The sequence below is a fragment of the Bacillus halotolerans genome, assembly GCF_004006435.1.
GTDB lineage: Bacteria > Bacillota > Bacilli > Bacillales > Bacillaceae > Bacillus > Bacillus halotolerans.
This window is the reverse complement of the sequence record NZ_CP029364.1, coordinates 3,286,939-3,304,711: the sequence shown is the minus strand read 5'-3', so window position 1 is coordinate 3,304,711 and position 17,773 is coordinate 3,286,939. Positions and strand designations below refer to the sequence as shown.

18 protein-coding genes are annotated in these 17,773 nt (G+C 44.4%); 4 read left to right on the top strand and 14 right to left on the bottom strand.

Features of this window, described 5'->3' with window-relative positions:
- Positions 1-202 precede the first annotated feature (202 nt).
- Positions 203-1,435, bottom strand: a complete 1,233-nt coding sequence (gene ystJ, locus DIC78_RS16970) for an NADP-dependent malic enzyme (protein ID WP_095714225.1) — start codon at positions 1,433-1,435, stop codon at positions 203-205.
- Positions 1,436-1,571: 136 nt separating this feature from the next.
- Positions 1,572-4,919, bottom strand: a complete 3,348-nt coding sequence (dnaE, locus tag DIC78_RS16965) for a DNA polymerase III subunit alpha (protein ID WP_127696652.1) — start codon at positions 4,917-4,919, stop codon at positions 1,572-1,574.
- A 140-nt stretch (positions 4,920-5,059) separates the two neighbouring features.
- Here dnaE and ytrH point away from each other — a divergent pair, with 140 nt between their 5' ends.
- The 3 genes from ytrH (at position 5,060) to DIC78_RS16950 (ending at position 6,193) form a co-directional block, all read left to right on the top strand.
- Positions 5,060-5,401, top strand: coding sequence for a sporulation membrane protein YtrH (gene ytrH / locus DIC78_RS16960; protein ID WP_024122464.1), 342 nt, complete (start codon positions 5,060-5,062; stop codon positions 5,399-5,401).
- On the top strand, positions 5,398-5,901 hold the full coding sequence (gene ytrI, locus DIC78_RS16955) for a sporulation membrane protein YtrI (RefSeq protein WP_024122465.1): 504 nt from the start codon (positions 5,398-5,400) through the stop codon (positions 5,899-5,901). The genes ytrH and ytrI overlap by 4 nt, the downstream gene beginning before the upstream one ends.
- Before the next feature lie 100 nt (positions 5,902-6,001).
- Complete coding sequence (locus DIC78_RS16950; RefSeq protein ID WP_010335284.1) at positions 6,002-6,193, top strand: YtzJ family protein; 192 nt, start codon at positions 6,002-6,004, stop codon at positions 6,191-6,193.
- 17 nt (positions 6,194-6,210) lie between these two features.
- Here the strand turns inward: DIC78_RS16950 and nrnA are convergent, their stop codons facing one another.
- Positions 6,211-7,152: a bifunctional oligoribonuclease/PAP phosphatase NrnA gene (gene nrnA / locus DIC78_RS16945; RefSeq protein WP_127696651.1), complete on the bottom strand. Its 942-nt coding sequence runs from the start codon at positions 7,150-7,152 to the stop codon at positions 6,211-6,213.
- Positions 7,153-7,282: 130 nt separating this feature from the next.
- On the opposite strand from nrnA, the gene DIC78_RS16940 reads away from it, so the two are divergent.
- Positions 7,283-7,585, top strand: a complete 303-nt coding sequence (locus tag DIC78_RS16940; protein ID WP_024122467.1) for a YtpI family protein — start codon at positions 7,283-7,285, stop codon at positions 7,583-7,585.
- Positions 7,586-7,604: 19 nt separating this feature from the next.
- On the opposite strand, the gene DIC78_RS16935 is transcribed toward DIC78_RS16940, so the two are convergent.
- The 11 genes from DIC78_RS16935 to DIC78_RS16885 all read right to left on the bottom strand — a co-directional run bounded on the left by DIC78_RS16935 (position 7,605) and on the right by DIC78_RS16885 (position 17,762).
- Positions 7,605-8,924 carry a CBS domain-containing protein gene (locus DIC78_RS16935; RefSeq protein WP_044153858.1) on the bottom strand — a complete coding sequence of 440 codons (1,320 nt, stop codon included), beginning with the start codon at positions 8,922-8,924 and terminating at the stop codon, positions 7,605-7,607.
- A 207-nt stretch (positions 8,925-9,131) separates the two neighbouring features.
- Entirely contained in the window at positions 9,132-10,034 is a 903-nt protein-coding gene (locus DIC78_RS16930) for a sulfite exporter TauE/SafE family protein (protein ID WP_024122469.1), read from the bottom strand.
- A gap of 73 nt (positions 10,035-10,107) precedes the next feature.
- Complete coding sequence (locus tag DIC78_RS16925; RefSeq protein ID WP_106022163.1) at positions 10,108-11,325, bottom strand: amidohydrolase; 1,218 nt, start codon at positions 11,323-11,325, stop codon at positions 10,108-10,110.
- Positions 11,326-11,347: 22 nt separating this feature from the next.
- The gene (gene ribR, locus DIC78_RS16920) at positions 11,348-12,049 is read right to left on the bottom strand and encodes an RNA-binding riboflavin kinase RibR (RefSeq protein ID WP_127696650.1); all 702 of its coding nucleotides are present in this window, start codon (positions 12,047-12,049) and stop codon (positions 11,348-11,350) included.
- Positions 12,050-12,077: 28 nt separating this feature from the next.
- The gene (locus DIC78_RS16915) at positions 12,078-13,406 is read right to left on the bottom strand and encodes an LLM class flavin-dependent oxidoreductase (protein ID WP_106020255.1); all 1,329 of its coding nucleotides are present in this window, start codon (positions 13,404-13,406) and stop codon (positions 12,078-12,080) included.
- Positions 13,403-13,684: a glutaredoxin family protein gene (locus DIC78_RS16910; protein ID WP_106020256.1), complete on the bottom strand. Its 282-nt coding sequence runs from the start codon at positions 13,682-13,684 to the stop codon at positions 13,403-13,405. The genes DIC78_RS16915 and DIC78_RS16910 overlap by 4 nt, the downstream gene beginning before the upstream one ends.
- Positions 13,685-13,696: 12 nt before the next feature.
- Positions 13,697-14,701, bottom strand: coding sequence for an LLM class flavin-dependent oxidoreductase (locus tag DIC78_RS16905; protein WP_127696649.1), 1,005 nt, complete (start codon positions 14,699-14,701; stop codon positions 13,697-13,699).
- Entirely contained in the window at positions 14,698-15,477 is a 780-nt protein-coding gene (locus tag DIC78_RS16900) for an amino acid ABC transporter ATP-binding protein (RefSeq protein WP_024122475.1), read from the bottom strand. The genes DIC78_RS16905 and DIC78_RS16900 overlap by 4 nt, the downstream gene beginning before the upstream one ends.
- Entirely contained in the window at positions 15,474-16,181 is a 708-nt protein-coding gene (locus DIC78_RS16895) for an amino acid ABC transporter permease (protein WP_101860130.1), read from the bottom strand. The genes DIC78_RS16900 and DIC78_RS16895 overlap by 4 nt, the downstream gene beginning before the upstream one ends.
- 30 nt (positions 16,182-16,211) lie before the next feature.
- The gene (locus DIC78_RS16890; protein ID WP_024122477.1) at positions 16,212-16,931 is read right to left on the bottom strand and encodes an amino acid ABC transporter permease; all 720 of its coding nucleotides are present in this window, start codon (positions 16,929-16,931) and stop codon (positions 16,212-16,214) included.
- 21 nt (positions 16,932-16,952) lie between these two features.
- Complete coding sequence (locus DIC78_RS16885; RefSeq protein ID WP_024122478.1) at positions 16,953-17,762, bottom strand: amino acid ABC transporter substrate-binding protein; 810 nt, start codon at positions 17,760-17,762, stop codon at positions 16,953-16,955.
- Between the last annotated feature and the right edge of the window lie 11 nt (positions 17,763-17,773).

The following is a 17,773-nucleotide window of genomic DNA, read 5'->3' as shown; positions in this document are numbered from 1 at the left end:
TCCGCAGACGCGTGCGGACAGACTCATGATAAACCTAATAAATCGTTGAACCAGTAAGGTTGGTAACGTATTCAAAAATCATGTTAAACTCGGCTGAAATTTTTTTAAGTCCTGACCCCAAAAAAATTTCAGCCGCAAGTTTAACTTGAGAACAGCGCGCCGGTCTCCGCCAACGCGCTGCCATTTTTGGAATGAATTAAAATTATTCGCCAATAATCGTAAGTTTTCTGGTTTTTTCTGCAACTTCTTCAGGATCTACAGTAATTCTTGCCACACCTGTTTCCATCGCCGCTTTCGCCACAGCCTTAGCCACAGCAGGCGCAACACGTTTATCAAACGGTGCAGGGATGACGTACTCTGGGCTAAGCTCATCGTCTGATACTAGTGAAGCAATGGCTTCAACCGCTGCAATCTTCATTTCTTCGTTAATGTGAGTAGCGCGCACGTCAAGCGCTCCACGGAAAATTCCCGGGAAGGCAAGCACATTGTTTACTTGGTTCGGGAAATCTGAACGGCCTGTTCCGATAACGCTTGCTCCAGCTTCACGCGCATCTTCCGGCATAATTTCCGGATTCGGGTTTGCCATTGCGAAAATGATTGGATCTTTCGCCATGCTTTGTACCATTTCTTTTGTTAGCGCACCTTCGACAGACACACCGATAAATACGTCAGCACCAGCGATCACATCTTCCAAAGAGCCGTCTTTACGGTCTTGGTTTGTGAATTTCGCCACTTCGTTTTTAACATCGTTCATACCGTTCGGACGCCCTTCATAAATGGCTCCTTTTGAATCGCACATCACGATGTCGCGCACGCCGAAATGGTAAAGAAGCTTAATGATCGCAATACCTGCAGCACCGGCGCCGTTAGCCACAACTTTAATGGAAGACATGGATTTCCCAGACAATTTCAGCGCGTTTACAAGACCAGCTACTGTGACAATCGCTGTGCCGTGCTGATCGTCATGGAAAACCGGGATGTTCGTTTCTTTTTTCAGACGCTCTTCAATGATGAAGCAGTTTGGCGCCGCGATATCTTCAAGGTTGACACCGCCAAATGTCGGTTCAAGCAATTTAACGGTTTCAATGATTTTATCAACATCATTTGTGCCCAAAGCAATTGGGAACGCGTCTACGCCGGCAAAGCTTTTGAAAAGAACGGCTTTACCTTCCATAACAGGAAGTGCGGCTTCAGGGCCGATATTTCCAAGGCCGAGCACAGCTGTACCGTCTGTCACAACTGCTACCATGTTCCCCTTCATTGTATAATCATATACTTTGTTAATGTCTTCATGAATATCCTTACATGGTTCTGCTACACCCGGGGAATAAGCAAGGCTTAAATCTTTCGCATTTTTAACCTCTACTTTAGATTTGGATTCGAGCTTCCCCTGGTTCACTTTATGCAGATGTAATGCTTCTTCTCTTAATGACATTCTCCTAAACACTCCTTAATGGAATTTTTTGATTCGTATGCTGCTGCATTGATTGCTGCATTCTGCGGAGTAGATCTATCAGAATATTTAAACAGAGTAACATAATTGCTCCAATTGTATAACAAAAAGCGAATGGTTACCACTGTTTTAAAACGACGTTTTTTTGACCTAACAGCTCTTTTAAGCGGTATAACACCTGGTGATCCGCATCGATATGGAACGCCTCAGGAAGCTTTATCGTCTGTTTTTGCCTTTCATAATAGAGATAAACGCCGGTTTCCCCCTTATGCTCCAGCAAAATGCGCTTGATCTTTGTCAGGATCTCCTGACTGTGCTGACTGCTTTCTATTTTCATATAAACCGATGGCGCTTTTTCAGCATTCATATTTTCCAGCAATTTCGCTCTGGACATAATAAACTGGACTTTTTCCTGCCTGATTTCACATTTCCCTGCTGTGAACAATAGAGCGCCCTCTCTTAAAACCGGAGAAAGCTGTCTGAATTGTTCAGGGAACACAACGGCTTCCATTTCGCCGGTCTCATCACTTAACGTTAAAAACGCCATGTTTTGACCTGTTTTTGTCCGAATCGTTTTGATTTTCGACAGCAGGACACCGAGTGAAACCTGCTTTTTAACAGCCTGCTGAGCTTGCTGAATGGGTACCGCTCCTCGCGCTGTCAGCTGGTTTCGAAAGGCAGAGAGCGGATGATTTGAAAAATAAATACCGAGCGTTTCTTTTTCAAATGCAAGAATATCCACAAGCGGAAGCTCCTCGGTTTCCACGTACTTCGGTTTAATGGAGAACGATTCTTCTAAAAACAATCCCATTTGGTCATCGTCCGCGGCGAATAGCTCGGCATGCTCTAACGCAACATCAATCGATGCGAGCAGCGTAGCCCGGTTTTGATCGAATTCGTCCATTGCACCAGAAAATATGAGTGCTTCAAGCGTTTTGCGATTTACGCTTTTTGACGGCACGCGAAAGCAGAAATCGAAAAGATCTTCAAATGGTTTCTCTTTTCTTGCTTTATATATATCTTTGACTGCTGAGACGCCTACACTTTTTATCGCACGGAGGCTGTACCTGACAGCCCCGTCTTCAACTGTAAACGGATAGCTGCTTTTGTTCACTGACGGAGGAAGGATACGAATCCCGCTCCCCTTCGCTTCGTAAAGATATTGAGCTATTTTATCCTCATTGCCAATGACGCTTGTAAGCAATCCGCACATAAAATATAAAGGATAATGAGCCTTCAAATACGCAAGCTGGCAGCCGATCATGCTGTATGCCACCGCATGGCTTCTGTTGAAGCCATAGTTTGCGAATTTGACGATTAAATCGTAGACTTCATTTGCAGTGTCTACAGAATACTCCTTTTTTAAGCACCCTTCAACAAAATGGCTTCGCTCTCGGTCAAGAATGTCTTTCTTTTTTTTGCTGACTGCACGTCTGAGCAGGTCCGCCTCGCCTAAAGAAAATCCTGCCATACGCGAAGCAATCACCATAATTTGCTCCTGATAAACGATGACACCATACGTATCTTCCAATATCCCTCTTAAATCTTCGTGGGGATAATGAACCGGCACGCGCCCGTGTTTACGGTCGATAAATAACGGAATATTTTCCATCGGGCCGGGCCGGTACAGTGCGTTTACCGCGACAATATCTTCTAATCCTGAAGGCTTAAGCCTTTTCAAAACGCTTCTCATTCCTGAGGATTCAAGCTGGAAAATCCCTGTCGTATCCCCTTTTGACAGCAGGGAGAATGTTTTTTCGTCTTGATAAGAAATACTCGAAAGATCTATTTTAATATTTTTTTCTTTTTCAATCATTGAAGTGATGGACTCGATGAGTGTCAGGTTGCGCAAGCCCAAGAAATCCATTTTCAAAAGGCCCAGATCTTCGAGGTGATCCATCGCGTATTGCGTTAAATAGATCCCTTCATGTCCTTCCTGAAGCGGGACAACATCAGTTAACGGTTCCTCACTTAAGACAACGCCGGCCGCGTGGGTTGACGTATGTCTCGGAAGACCTTCTATTTTTCTGGCAATCGTAAACACTTGCTGAAGCAGACTTGACTCACTGAGTCGCTTATTCAGCTCCGGCGATTGCTTTCTCGCATCATCCAAGGTCATGCCCGGCCTTGAAGGAATGAGCTTCGCAAGCTGATCCGCTTCCTTCGGGCTTACACCGAATACCCTTCCGACGTCCCGAAGCGCCGCTTTTGCCGCCAGCGTCCCGAAGGTAATAATCTGGGCGACGTGCATTGCGCCGTATTTCTGCTGAACGTATTGAATGACCTCGTCCCTTCTCGTATCCGGAAAGTCGATATCAATATCCGGCATACTGATTCGTTCCGGGTTTAAAAACCTTTCAAACAGCAGGTGATGCTTGATCGGATCAACGTCCGTGATATAGAGGACATAAGCTACGAGCGATCCCGCCGCAGAACCCCTTCCCGGTCCTGTCACAATCCCTTTTTCATGGGCGTGCTTCATAAAATCCCATACGATCAGAAAATAATCGCTGAACTTCATCCGCTTGATGACATCAAGTTCATATTGAAGACGTCGAATATACTGTTCATCTGGTGTATCGAAGCGGCTGCGGAGCCCTGTCATACAAACATCCGTCAAATAATCATCCGCGGATGTACCGTCTGGAGTCGGAAATGATGGCAGGCGGGTCTGTCCCAGACTGACGTCAACCCGGCATTGTTCTGCAATCTCAACAGATGCTTGCAATGCCTCAGGATGCTCTTGGTATATAACACGCATTTCATCAATGGATTTCAAGTCGAGATCCGGCATCTCTTCGTTTGATGCCTCAGTGAGTTTTTCACCTGACTTTATCGCTTTCAAACAGCGATAGGCAGCCTGATCTTCTTTCCTTATATAATGAACATCGCCTGTCGCCGTGACCGGAATTCCCGTTTCTTCAGACAGCCGGAGGATTTGCTCAGATAAGAATTTATTTTCTTTAAACAGCTGAAAGGATAAATAAAAAGCGCCTTTTCCGAATATAGACTGAAAATGAAGTGCGGCTTGAGCGGCCTGGTCAAACAGCCCTCCTTCAAGCAGCATTTCAATATAGCCCTTCTCGCCGGGGGTGATCGCAATAATGCCTTCGCGATAGCTGTTAAGCCATTTTGGCTTCAGGCCGTTTCTTGATTTCGATTGCAGGACGCTGCTGATTTTCAGCAGGTTTTGATAGCCTGTATTTGATTTTGCCAGCAGGACGAGAGGGTAGGCTTCGAGCTCGTCATCATCTGTGAAAACAGAAGCCGTCAAGCCGATAATCGGGTTGATCCCCCTCGCCTTGCATGCTTTATAAAATTGTATAGCTCCGTACATGACATGATCATCTGTCAGCGCCAAAGACGCATATCCGAGCCTGTCAGCTTCACTGACGAGCTCTTCCACAGCCGCGGCGCTGTTTAGCAGGCTGTACCCGCTATGCACTTGCAGGTGAACAAAAGACATGCTATCACCTCTTTCTCCATTACGATCCATTTCTTTCTTCATTATAAGTCGGGTTTTCAAAAGAAACAAATGTTCTTTTTCGAGTCGTCATCATACTTGTCCCGAATGCTCAATATGATATAAAAGGTGAGGTGATCAAGATGGATCAGGAAGCTGGTTTTATGGTAAATTTTATCAACAGTTATTTTATAGCATTAGGGGTGCTGATCGGAGGCGCACTCATCGGAGGCCTTGGAGCATATTTGGCAGGCGAAGCCCCACTTACGGTTATTACAAAGCTTGCGAACAGATTAAAAATATGGGCACTGGTCGCCGCTATCGGCGGTACATTCGATGCGGTATACAGCTTTGAACGGGGTATTCTTGAAGGCAATACGAGAGATTTATTCAAGCAGATTCTTCTCATTATCTCGGCCATGGGCGGGGCGCAAAGCGGCTGGCTTATTATTTCATGGCTGACGCAGGAGCATATTTCTTCATGAGAGTGCCGCAGCATTACAAGAAACCGGGATGGCAGCGTTTTTTTGCAGGTATGATGTGCGGAGCCGTGATCAGCTGGTTTTTTTTCCTGTTTACATACGGAACATTCCAGGAGGAGCAGGTTTCCCTCATCGAAAAACAAAAAGAGCACGTCAAAGACTTGAACGACCAAATTTCCATCTATCAGGAAGACCTCCACAAACTAAATGAAGACAATAAAAGAAAACTGCTTATTCAAAGCGTCGATGTCAAATTGCTGAATGGAGAAAAATATAAAATTTCGCAGCCTGATAAAACAAAATTCGAGGAGCATGTAAAGGATGATATTTCAGAGGTCATTACAAAGGATATAGAAAGCGTCTATAAAACGAAGGAGCTTTTAAAACGGACAATTGAAAATAAAGTCTATACGATCAATGAAAAAAAATATGAGGCAGCCGTCAAGGAATTAATTATTTACACAAGGCTTTCGGTAGAAATCGAAATATCATTCGCGACGTAAATATGGAATTTTTTTAAATTTTTCAAACTCCTGTCGCTTTTTCCCATTCTTTTTTATAAACTATAAATGAGGCTTAATAGCGAAAGGAGGAGGAAGGGAAATGGAGGTTTACAGTGACCGTCAGTTAGCAAAAGATCAAGCAGCCCGACTCAGACAAGGTTTTTCTGCATATGCCGAAACAAACTCACTCGCTTCCCTCATCAAAAAAGAACTTCAATCTCACAATCTCCAAGTCTACGAGGACCTTACTGAGTTCGGCTGCTGGTTCATCCCCGTCACAGATGAACACTAAGAGAGAGGGTCTCCCCTCTACTTGTGTTCTTTACATAACGTCTCCAGATCAGCTAAAATCTGTTCCGCTTTATCCCAGCTGTAAATGGAGGCGCCTGAAGCCAGAGGATGCCCTCCGCCGTTATATTTCCGGGCGAGTCCGTTAATAACAGGCCCCTTTGAACGGAATCTGACTCTGATTTGATCGTCTTCTTCTATGAAAAACACCCATGCGCGAATACCTGAGATATTTCCAAGCGTCCCGACAAGCTGCGACGCTTCAGAAGCCGTTGTGCCGAACCTTTCAAGAGTATCCTTTTTGATGAAAACAGAAGCAGCGCCATTTTCAGACAAAGACACATTTTGAAAGATATAGCCGTTAAGCTTCACCACATTCAGTTTTGTTTCATACAATTGATTAAACAGCTCTGAAGAAGAGAACGGATACTTAATAAGCTCGCCTGCATATTTTAATGTTTTTTCCGTTGTATTGGGAAATAAGAAGCGTCCGGTATCACTGACAATGCCGGCATAGATCAGCTCTGCAGCTTTTGTATTCAGCTTCCAGCCGTGCTCTTTTCCTTCTAAATACAGCTCGTAAATCATTTCACTCACTGAGCTGGCATTCGTATCGACCCATAGAAGATCGCCGTAAGGATCTTCGTTCGGATGGTGGTCGATTTTCATTAGTTTGGCGCCTGATAAATAACGCTGATCGTCGACTCTTTCCTGATTTGCCGTATCGCAGACGATCACAAGGGCGCCTTTATATGTTTCATCGTCCACCTCATCGAGGGTATATAAGAAAGAGAGGGACGGTTCTGGCGTGCCGACCGCAAAAATATTTTTTTCAGGATACGTTTCACGCAGGATTTCCGTAAGTCCGCACTGAGATCCGTAGGCATCCGGGTCAGGGCGCACATGTCTATGTAAGATAATCGTGTCATATAATGATATGGTTCTGATCAATTCTGTTTTCATTTGATACTCCTTTATTGTTTTTTTTCATTAAATCACATTCTCTGCCGACGGAAAAGAAAAATAACGTCAAAACCAAGCCCGTTTTTGTATAGAATGGGTTTGTAAACTTTTACGATGGAGGATTTCATTTATGCTGGTTCTTGTTTTTTTGATTGGGCTTTCAGCCTGCTTTTATGTGTACTATAAAGTAAAAGGCGTACGGGCAAAGCAATCTTTGGAAAAAGAAATCTTTTCAGCAAAATCTAGCATGGCATTAGGATCGCTGGTGCTGTTTTACGGACTCAATCAAATGATATTATTCCATTCAGTATTAACGTTAGTAATCGGCGGCATCTTTATCGTCATCGGAGCCGGAAGCGCATGGGCAGGTTATAAAGCCTACAGCCATTACAATCCCCTTCACGCCAAAGAAGCTGAAAGAGATCACGCGTAAGGGGCGCCTGAGACGTCCCTTAGCTTCTTTCCATCAGCTGAACCATCAGCATTGCTTTAGACACGATATGGCCTTGGCTGTGCACTTCAACTTCCATTTTTCCGAACTTTCTTCCAGCCTCTAAAATGCGCGGCTTGACTTCGATGACCGACTCCATCTGCACAGGCTTCAAAAAGAAAATGGTGATGCTTTCTATCACTAGTTCGCCGCGTTTTTTCGAGCGCAAAAACCGATTGGCCGCTTGCGTCAAAATGGTCGTAAACACGCCATAAGAAATCGTCCCCAGCTGATTTGTCATTTGCGGCGTTACTTCATACTGATAAACCGTCTGATCCTGTTTATCCTCATCCTCATCTTTAAATCCTCTTGAGACGATATCATCAAGCTTTTCCCCGACTTGAGGCTGCTTTTGAATCATTTGAAGAGCTTTCAGCACGTCTTGGCGGCTGATCATGCCAATCAGTTTTTGGTGTCCGTCAGTGACGGGAAGCACTTCGATCCCTTCCCATACCATCATTTGCGCCGCTGAGGCGACAGACGTTTTTCCAATAACCGTAACCGGATTTTTTGTCATGACTTTTTCAATGGGTGCATTCCGGTCGTGACCTGCGATATCTTTCGAAGTCAAGATCCCGTGGATTTTCATTTGTTCGTCGACAACCGGGAAACGCCCATGGCCCGTTTCAAAATTTTTCTCGTACCATTTTTCAAGTTTATCCTTAGGTGAAAGATATATCGTACGGTCAGCGGGCGTTAAAATGTCCTCCACCAGAACGATTTCTTTTTTGATCAGCTGGTCATAAATAGCTCGGTTAATCATAGCGGCGACTGTAAAGGTGTCATAGCTCGTGGATAAAATCGGCAGCTCAAGCTCGTCTGCCAGCTGCACGATGCTGTCATCTGTGTTAAATCCGCCCGTTACAAGTACAGCGGCGCCTGCCTCAAGCGCCTGTCTGTGTGCATTGATTCGATTTCCGACAATCAAAAGATTTCCGGCTGCCGTGTACCGCATCATCGCATCCAGCTCCATTGCGCCTATGACAAATTTATTTAATGTCTTATGGAGTCCGGCCCGGCCTCCGAGCACTTGTCCGTCTATGACGTTTACAACCTCTGCATATGTAAGCTTTTCGATATTTTCTTTTTTCTTTTGTTCAATTCTGATTGTTCCGACACGTTCAATCGTACTGACAAAGCCTTTATTCTCTGCTTCCTTGATCGCTCTGTACGCCGTGCCTTCACTTACTTTCATTTCCTTTGCGATTCTCCGCACAGAAATTTTTTCACCGACAGGCAGCGAATCAATATATGTTAAAATTTGTTCATGCTTAGTTGCCAAACCTTTCACCTCTAAGGGACAGTCTTCTGCTTTTATTATAAGGGCTCGGATGATTGATTCGCAATGAGGCAGGAAAATAAAAAGGAAGCCTGCCCGGCTTCTTACAGCGCAGTGTTCTGTTGGGTGCTGAAGAACGAATCCATCATTCAGACTTCCCGCAAGCTCCTGGCCTTCGTGATTCCTTTCACATCTATAAAAACAATGTCTTTATTTTTCTTTTATATTGATGTCAACTGCTGCTTTTACAATCTTTTTATTCCCTATTTTAGATAAAACAAATAAAACAGCAAACAGCCATATTGCTCCTATCGCCGTATAGATAAATGGATAAACAGCTGTGTTTTCAATCCATTCATTTATCAATGTTCTCGCATTTACTAATATAATAAATCCTCCTACAAGCACACCCATCAATTGCGGGTGAAATTTCTGTACGAGCCATGCTGCGATAGGGGCCGCGATAATTCCGCCAGCCATTAACGAACACACCCATAACCAATTGACATCCTCCCATCCCAATGAAACAAGAAAACCGACAGTTGCAGATACTGCGATGGCAAACTCACTAGTATCTACAGTTCCTACTACTTTCCTCGGACTCAGGCCTTTTCGGGATAATAAAATCGGAGTGGTGACGGGGCCCCAGCCACCTCCTCCTGTGGCATCTGCAAAACCGGCGATCACTCCTAAGGGAATGGATTGTTTTCTGCTTAACGGTACATGTTTTTTCTCAAGAGCCGGCTTGTATTGAAATAAAAATCTTATCAATACATATCCGCCCAGCAGGAGCAGAAACAAAGAAATATAGGGTTTCGCCACATCTCCGGGTAAATGGCTGAGAAATGCAGCGCCTAAAAAAGCCCCTATTGAACCGGGAATGACAAGCTGATAAACAGTTTGTTTGTCAACATTTCCAAATTTAATATGTGACACTCCTGATGCGGCAGTCGTGACGACTTCCGCTAAATGGACAGAAGCCGAAGCAACAGCAGGCGTTATGCTGAAAGCTAATAACAGCGAAGTTGAGGTAACACCATAAGCCATACCTAACGAACCGTCTATTAATTGCGATAACAAGCCTATAAATGCAAAAACAATTAATTTCTTCATCAGCACACCTCGTCTGTATCAATCGAATATTTTCTCAAAGCAAACCATCTCTGACTCTTCATTCCTGCGTTCATTATCCTAATAATCTTCTAGCGCTTTCATATAAAAAATAAGAGGCTTTTATAATGGCAGTTTCATCAATTGTAAATGCCGGGTGATGCCAATCATGATCACCGCCTGTTCCAAAAAAAACAAAGGATCCGGGAATATGCTCCAAATAGTAAGCAAAATCCTCCCCGGCAGTGGATGGGTCGGGTGAAATGACCTGAAGCTGTGCTTTATGAGCAGCAGCTTTTACGATTTCAGTTATTGCTGTATCATTACAAAGCGGCGGCGGTCCGGAAATCCACTTCACATTCGCCTTCAAAGAAAAAGCAGAAGAAATCTGCTCTGCAACAGACAGAAAACGCTGCTTCACTTGTTCCCGAACCTCTGAATCAAATGTTCGAACAGTACCTTCGATCACCGCTGTATCGGGGATGACGTTCCATGTGCTGCCGCCTTCGATTTTCGCTACAGTTACAATCGCGCTTTTTAGCGGATTTACATTTCTGCTTACAATCGTTTGCAGGGCGACGATAAGCTGAGAGGCGCCGACAATAGGATCAAAACCATTATGCGGCAATGCTGCATGAGCGCCTTTTCCTTGTATCGTTACTTTAAATCGGTCAACAGCAGCCATAAGAGGGCCTGTTTTTAACCCTACAGCGCCAACCGGTATATCGGGTTTGTTGTGAAGACCGATAACTGCTTCAATGCCATCCAATTGGCCATCCGCTATCACTTTTGCAGCGCCTGCGCCTGATTCCTCAGCCGGCTGGAATAACAAACGAACCTTTCCTTTCAGGCTATCTTGATTTTCCTTTAGCAAAAAGGCCGCACCAAGAAGCGCTGCCGTGTGAAAATCATGGCCGCACGCGTGCATGATTCCTTTCTTTTTAGATGCATAGGGCAACCCTGTTTTTTCTTCGATTGGCAGCGCGTCAATATCAGCCCTCAAAGCAATGGCCGGACCTTCTGACTCCCCTGCTATATCTGCGAATACACCTGTTTTTAATGATGTAGGACGAATTGGTATGCCCTTTTCTCCAAGGCATTTTGCAATAAAATCGGTTGTTTCAAATTCTTCTTTTGACAGCTCGGGGTATTGGTGCAGATGCCGGCGTATTGCGATGAGCTCTTTTTCAAGCGATAAGAGATTCAATGGATTATGCTCGCTATCATCTTCAATTGTTTTTGCTGTCTGATATGGGTATGCCCCTTCTATATTTCTCCAATAATCTAAAGGCATGTTTTCTCCTCCTTTCAGCTCTTTACCTATCTGCCTTTAACATCACAAGATCTCCAGTCTCTTCAATATAAGCAGTAATAAAACGGCTCAATTTAAATGCAAGACCGCCCGGCCCAAATTTTACACACTTACTGGGAGGGTTCTCATTCTCTGCCTGCAAAAAGCTTAAAAAAGATAAAATATATATACGCCGATATGCAACTTGTGTAATACCATACTCAAAAAACCAATTGTCAATCACATTGTATACACCGCGGTTGATCCCGTATAAACTGTTATACTTCTTGTAAAAGCTGAGGTCCGGAAGATTTAACTCAGGGTGTGAGAGCAGGCTTTCTTTATTTTGAGATGCAATTCCCATACGTTCAAAGCGTTTGGAAGCGTATGAAATATCCTTTTTGATTTGCTCTTTTAGTGACTCCAAAGAATAAAACCTTCTTTCATCTCTTATTTTAAAGAGAATGCTGCATTCCATATGTTCTCCGTAGATCTCCCTATCAAAGTGAATCAAAAAAATCTCAATGGTTTTTTTCAGATTAGGACCAATCGTTGGTTTCACTCCGATATTCATAACCCCTAAATAAAATTGCTGGTTGATCGCCGCCAGAACCCCGTAAACGCCGTTAGGAAGCCCGTTTATTTCGGTTTCTATATTTGCTGTGGGAAATCCTAATTTTCTGCCCAACTGTTTTCCTTTCACAACCGTACCTGCAATGATTGCCAAAAAAGTCATCCTCCTCCCGCTTCTCCTATTAATGATTTGATGAATGTACAAAAGGATGATGAACCGAAGTATCAAGCCCAAGATTTTCCCGCAATGTCCCGCCGTTATAGTCTCTGCGGTACAGCCCTCTTTCTTGAAGAATCGGAATCACTTTTTCTACAAAGGCATCAAGTGTTCCCGGGATATCCGACCCGATGATAAAACCGTCAGCAGCTTCGGCTTTGAACCAAGTCTCAAGCAAGGAGGCGACCTGCTCTGGTGTACCGATGAATGGAGTCCTTGGAAAAGCCATTTCCCGCGCCACTTCCCGTAGTGTCATGTTTCTGGCTTTCGCTTCTCTCTTAATTCGATCTGTTGTGCTTTGAAAAGCATTCTTTCCAACTTCGCCAATATCGGGAAACGGTTCATCAAGCGGGAACACACTCAGATCGTAATCATCAAAAAATCTCCCCAAATAAGTAACTGCATTCTCAATCGGAATCAATTCTGCAAATTCCCAGTATTTCTTCTCTGCTTCTTCTTCCGTATCTGCCACAATCGGGCTGATTCCCGGAAAAATCAGCACGCTGGAAGGGTCGCGCCCTTGAGCGGCAGCCCGCTTTTTAATATCCGCATAAAATGCGATTGTCTCGCCTAATGAATTGGAATGGGTAAAAATCGCATCTGCATTTTTGGCCGCAAATTGACGGCCTGTTTCTGAAGAACCCGCTTGAAACACGACAGGCTCTCCCTGATTTGAGCGCCCGATATTTAAAGGCCCCTCTACTTGAAAATATTCTCCTTTGTGATTCAGACGATGAAGCTTTGCCGGATCAAAAAACTGCCCTGTTTCTTTATTGTGTATAAATGCGTCCTTCTCCCAGGAATTCCACAAACCACGCACAACATCCAAATGCTCTTGTGCAATAACGTAACGCTCGGTGTGTTCTGGCAGTCTGGTTCTGCTATGATTGCGTGCAGCTCCTTCCTGCGGAGAAGTAACCAGATTCCAGCCAGCCCTCCCCCCGCTGATGTGATCCAGCGACATTAACTGCCTTGAAATCGTAAATGGTTCAGTAAAAGAAGTAGAGAACGTACCTACTAAACCAATGTTTTTTGTGACGGACGCAAGCGCCGATAATATGGTGATGGGTTCAAATCGATTTAAAAAATGGGGAATTGATTTTTCAGAAATAAATAAGCCGTCTGCAATGAAAATGAAACTGAACAAGCCTTTTTCAGCTGTTTGAGCCTTTTGCTTGTAAAATTCCACGTTTGTACTTGCGGAAGGATCGACTTCAGGGTGACGCCAGCCGTCAGTTGTTCCCCCAACCCCATGAATAATGGCTCCAAACTGAATATCATTTCTTCGCGTCACCTTTTTTCCTCCTTAATCTGAGCGTAATTGGCAAGTGCAAGCTCAAGATTTTTAATACCAATTTCAGTAATCCCTTCATAACGATTACCGCCGCCAACTTCTACCACAGGAACGTGGTGTACTCCGTATTTCACCTGTAAAATGTCTCTCAGCTCTTCCTTCTCCGAAACATCGATATTTTGAAATGCTATTGCTTTTTCATGTAAATAATTTTTGACTTCTTCGCAATATGCACAGCCTTTCTTACTCCAAACCACAACGTTGACAAAATCGCTCATGTTTTATCCCCCTTATTGTTTTGCGGCTAGAACTGCATCACTCAGCAGCTGATAAGACAGCCGTTTTTCGTCTGCATTTTTGATCGGTGAAAAAATGACAAAATCGTTAATTCTGTATGTGTCTGATAAACGTTTTAATTCGTCCGCCGCTTCTTCCTTCGTTCCGGCAATCACCCCGGTTTTTTGGACGATGATGTCATAGGGCTGGCTGACGTTCTCAAGATAGGCTTCGGCTTGTTCGCGGGTACCGACATTCACTCTCCTCCCATCTTGCACAATCACTTTTATCGATTCACGCGACTCAATATGTTTTTGTGCCTCTTCCTTTGTACGCGCCGCAAAAACAGCGGGAGCAAGGTGAAATTCCGCTTCAGAGCCTGCTGGCAGATGCGTGTCAAAGGCTCGGCGGGCTTCTTTTAGCACTTTCTCTTCACCGTTAATAAAGTAAGCAAAGACAAAAGATATTCCCAGTTTTGCAGCTGAAATTGCGCTCTCTGTGCTTCCCCCCAGCAGAAAAAGTCCCGGCCTGTGTTCAGCCTGCGGTGCCGGCCGCAGTTGCGCAAAACAGTGGGCATCTGGAAAATCATCCCGAATGAAATGAGTGAGATCCTCCAGCTTTTCTTCAAACTTGCGCGCCGGTTTTACATATTCATATTGCAGAGCGTCTGTCGACAGCTGAAAACCGCCGGGCGCTTTGCCTACTCCAAGGTCAATGCGTCCGGGAGCTAATGCAGACAATAGATGAAACTGCTCCGCCACTTTGTATGGGCTATAATGCTGCAGCATCACGCCGCCGGATGCTAAACGTATGGTCTTTGTGCTTGCGGCAAGATACCCTAAAAGAACTTCAGGAGCGGAGCCGGCAATATCACTATTGTTGTGATGTTCAGCGACCCAAAAACGGTAATATCCATACTCTTCAGCCATCTGCGCCAACTTCACCGTATGCTGTAATGTATCGGCTGCGGTTTCTCCTTCACCTGCCAGACTTTGGTCTAATATACTTAAGCGGATCATATCACCGGCTCCTTTATGTGTTCTTTTATTTCATATAAATACTCCGGCGAAACACGGCGGAGAAACCGCTTTGTTCTTTCTTTTTTCGTATGGCGGAAGACTTCATCCGGAGTTCCTTGTTCAACAATGACGCCCTCATCCATAAAAACAACTTGATCTGAAACCCTTTTCGCAAACTCCATTTCATGTGTAACAATGATCATAGTGGCTCCGGTCCTCACAATATCGAGCATGACCTCAAGAACTTCGCCGACCAGCTCTGGGTCAAGCGCAGCTGTCGGCTCATCGAACAGCAGCACATCAGGATTAATGGCAAGCGCCCTCGCTATTCCAACCCTTTGTTTTTGCCCTCCCGATAATTGACTCGGATAAGCGTTCAATTTGTCTTGAAGCCCAACCTTTATCAGCTCGTTCTCTGCTATGGCATACGCGTCTTGTTTTCTCATTTTCCGGGCGACCGTCAAACCCTCCATGACATTTTCAATCACCGTTTTGTGAGTAAACAAATGATATTGCTGAAATACCATTGCTGTCTGTTTTCTGAGCCAGCGAGTGTCTTTTTTTGTCGGAAAACTGCAATTAATCACTTTGTCATGTAAAGAGATGATCCCTTCGTCCGGCCTTTCTAATAAATTAAGGCAGCGTAAAAAGGTGGTTTTCCCTGACCCGCTTGGACCGATAATTGTCACAACTTCTCCTTTGTGCACAGTCAGATTTATTCCTCTTAATACCTGGTGCATGCCAAAACGCTTATGAATATTTTTAATCTCAATCATAAAGTGCCTCCTTGAAATCTGGATGCCTTCCTCTCAAATATTCCATTTACGGTTTCCATCATAAGAGTCAGCACCCAATAGATAATCGCCGCTCCGATAAAGGCTTCCAAAAATGCATAATTATCAGAAGCAACGATAGTCGCTGTCCCTGTTATTTCAGGAACAGCCACTATAGCTGCAATAGAGGTCGTATGCAAAAACCCGATGCCTAAATTTGTGAAGTTAGGGATTGAAACCATCAGTGCCTGCGGCAATATCACTCGACGAAAGGTTTGACCGTGCGTCAGGCCGATTGAATAGGCCGCTTCGACCTGTCCGGTATCCATTGCCAAGATGCCCGACCGGATAATTTCTGTTAAATAAGCACCAGCAGTTAAAGACAAAGCCATGACCACAAACACGGCGACCGGAATCTCATTGGCGGACCAGCCGAGATGAAAAAAGCTGCTGACACGATCCACAATCGGCGGCACGCCTAAATAAATCAGCATAATATGGAGAATGGCAGGTGTACTCCGAAAAAATGACACATAAAGCCTTGAACAAGCCGCCAATCCCTTTATTCTAAAAATTCTGACCATTATATTTCCAAGTGCCGCAAGAAATCCGAGGATGATCGGCAAAACAGCCATCATCAATGTCAGCGGAATGGTTTTTATCATTTCTTTCATGGCGGAAGCAATAAATGGAAAGTCAAATTGCAATCTTCTCCCCTCCTAGTCCCCGTACATATTTCAATGTATGTTCATGTCAAAAACGGTAACAAGTCGTTTTTGATCCTTCTTGATTCGTTTTTCGGCCAATGTAAAGAACCTTTCGAATAAAACTGCTACGGCATAATAAACAACGGATAGCGCAATGTACACTTCAAGAGAATGATTGCTTGAGGTAATCAGTGTTTGGCCCCTTCCCGACATATCCATCACACCTATTGAAAAAGCAAGAGACGTATCTTTTAAAGAACTGATCACCATGTTTCCCATATTCGGAAAAGCCTGCACAAAGGCCTGGGGCAGAACGATGCGCCTGAAAGCCTGCCTTCCGCTGAGACCAATACTGTACGCCGCTTCCGTTTGGCCTTTATCAACACTGCCCGCCCCTGCTCGAATGATTTCAGCTGCTGCTGCGGCATTGCTTAACGCGTATGTTGCAACAGCGGCATAAAACGGATCCATTTTTGATGTATCAATCCCTATCACCCCCGTCAGCGCCGGTATGCCATAAAACACGATAAAAAGCTGCACCATAACGGGTGTACCTCTGAAAAACGAGATATACACTCTTGCAAATTGATTTACAATAGGAAAGTTATAGATGCGGGGCAGCGCTAAAAAGAGCCCCAATACAAACCCGAATAGCAATGACAGCGTTAAAATGTATAATGTAACCGGCAGATAGCCGATTAAGGTCGGTACAAAATCTGCAATCATGCTGATATCAAACGCTTTTTCCATCACGGCTCCCTCTCTTTATACTCAATACTGTTCCTTGGAATAATCGTCGCCCAGCCATTTTAAACTGAGCTCTTTCAGTGTTCCGTCATCAATGATTTCCTGTAATGCTTTGTCAATGTTTTTACGTAATGTTTGTTCATTTTTGTTAAACATAAAATACACTTTGGCATTGGAGAGCGCATCACCGACCGTTTTTTCTTTTATCGCGCTCGTTTTGTTTTGAAAATCCACTGCAAAAGGCGTTGAGATTGTTGCGTCGGCACGGCCTGACTGCAGCTGGTTCGCGGCATCGTTTGAACCCTGGCCCGCATAGGCAATCTCGAATGGATCGCCATGTTTCTCATTCCATTTTTTCAACACAAGCGCGCCGTTTGAGGTTGCGCTTGTAATGACCCGTTTCCCTTTTAAATCTTCAATCCCGTGAATGGTATCGTTATCTTGAAGGACGGTTATTTTTAAAGGGAAATGATTGTAGGCGACCTCGTTAAAGAGAAACTTTTTTTCACGCTCTTCGCTTTTCTCCATTTGATGTGCCACGATATCGACTTTATGCTGGCCGAGACTGACAAGCAGGTTGGAAAATTCCATCGTTTTGAAAGTGAATTTATAATTCGGCAGACGCTTATCAATCTCTTTGACCAGCTCGACATCATAACCGGTCAAATCGCCATCATCATTAATAAAGCAAATATTCGGAAATTGGGTCCCGGTTCCGACCGTAATCGTCTGCACCTTCTTTTCTCCAGCCCCCGTTGTTTGGCTGCCGCCGCAAGCCGAAAGGACTGTTGTAACGGCAAACAATATTGTCATGACAGCTGCTTTTGTCCTCATCTTATCGCCTC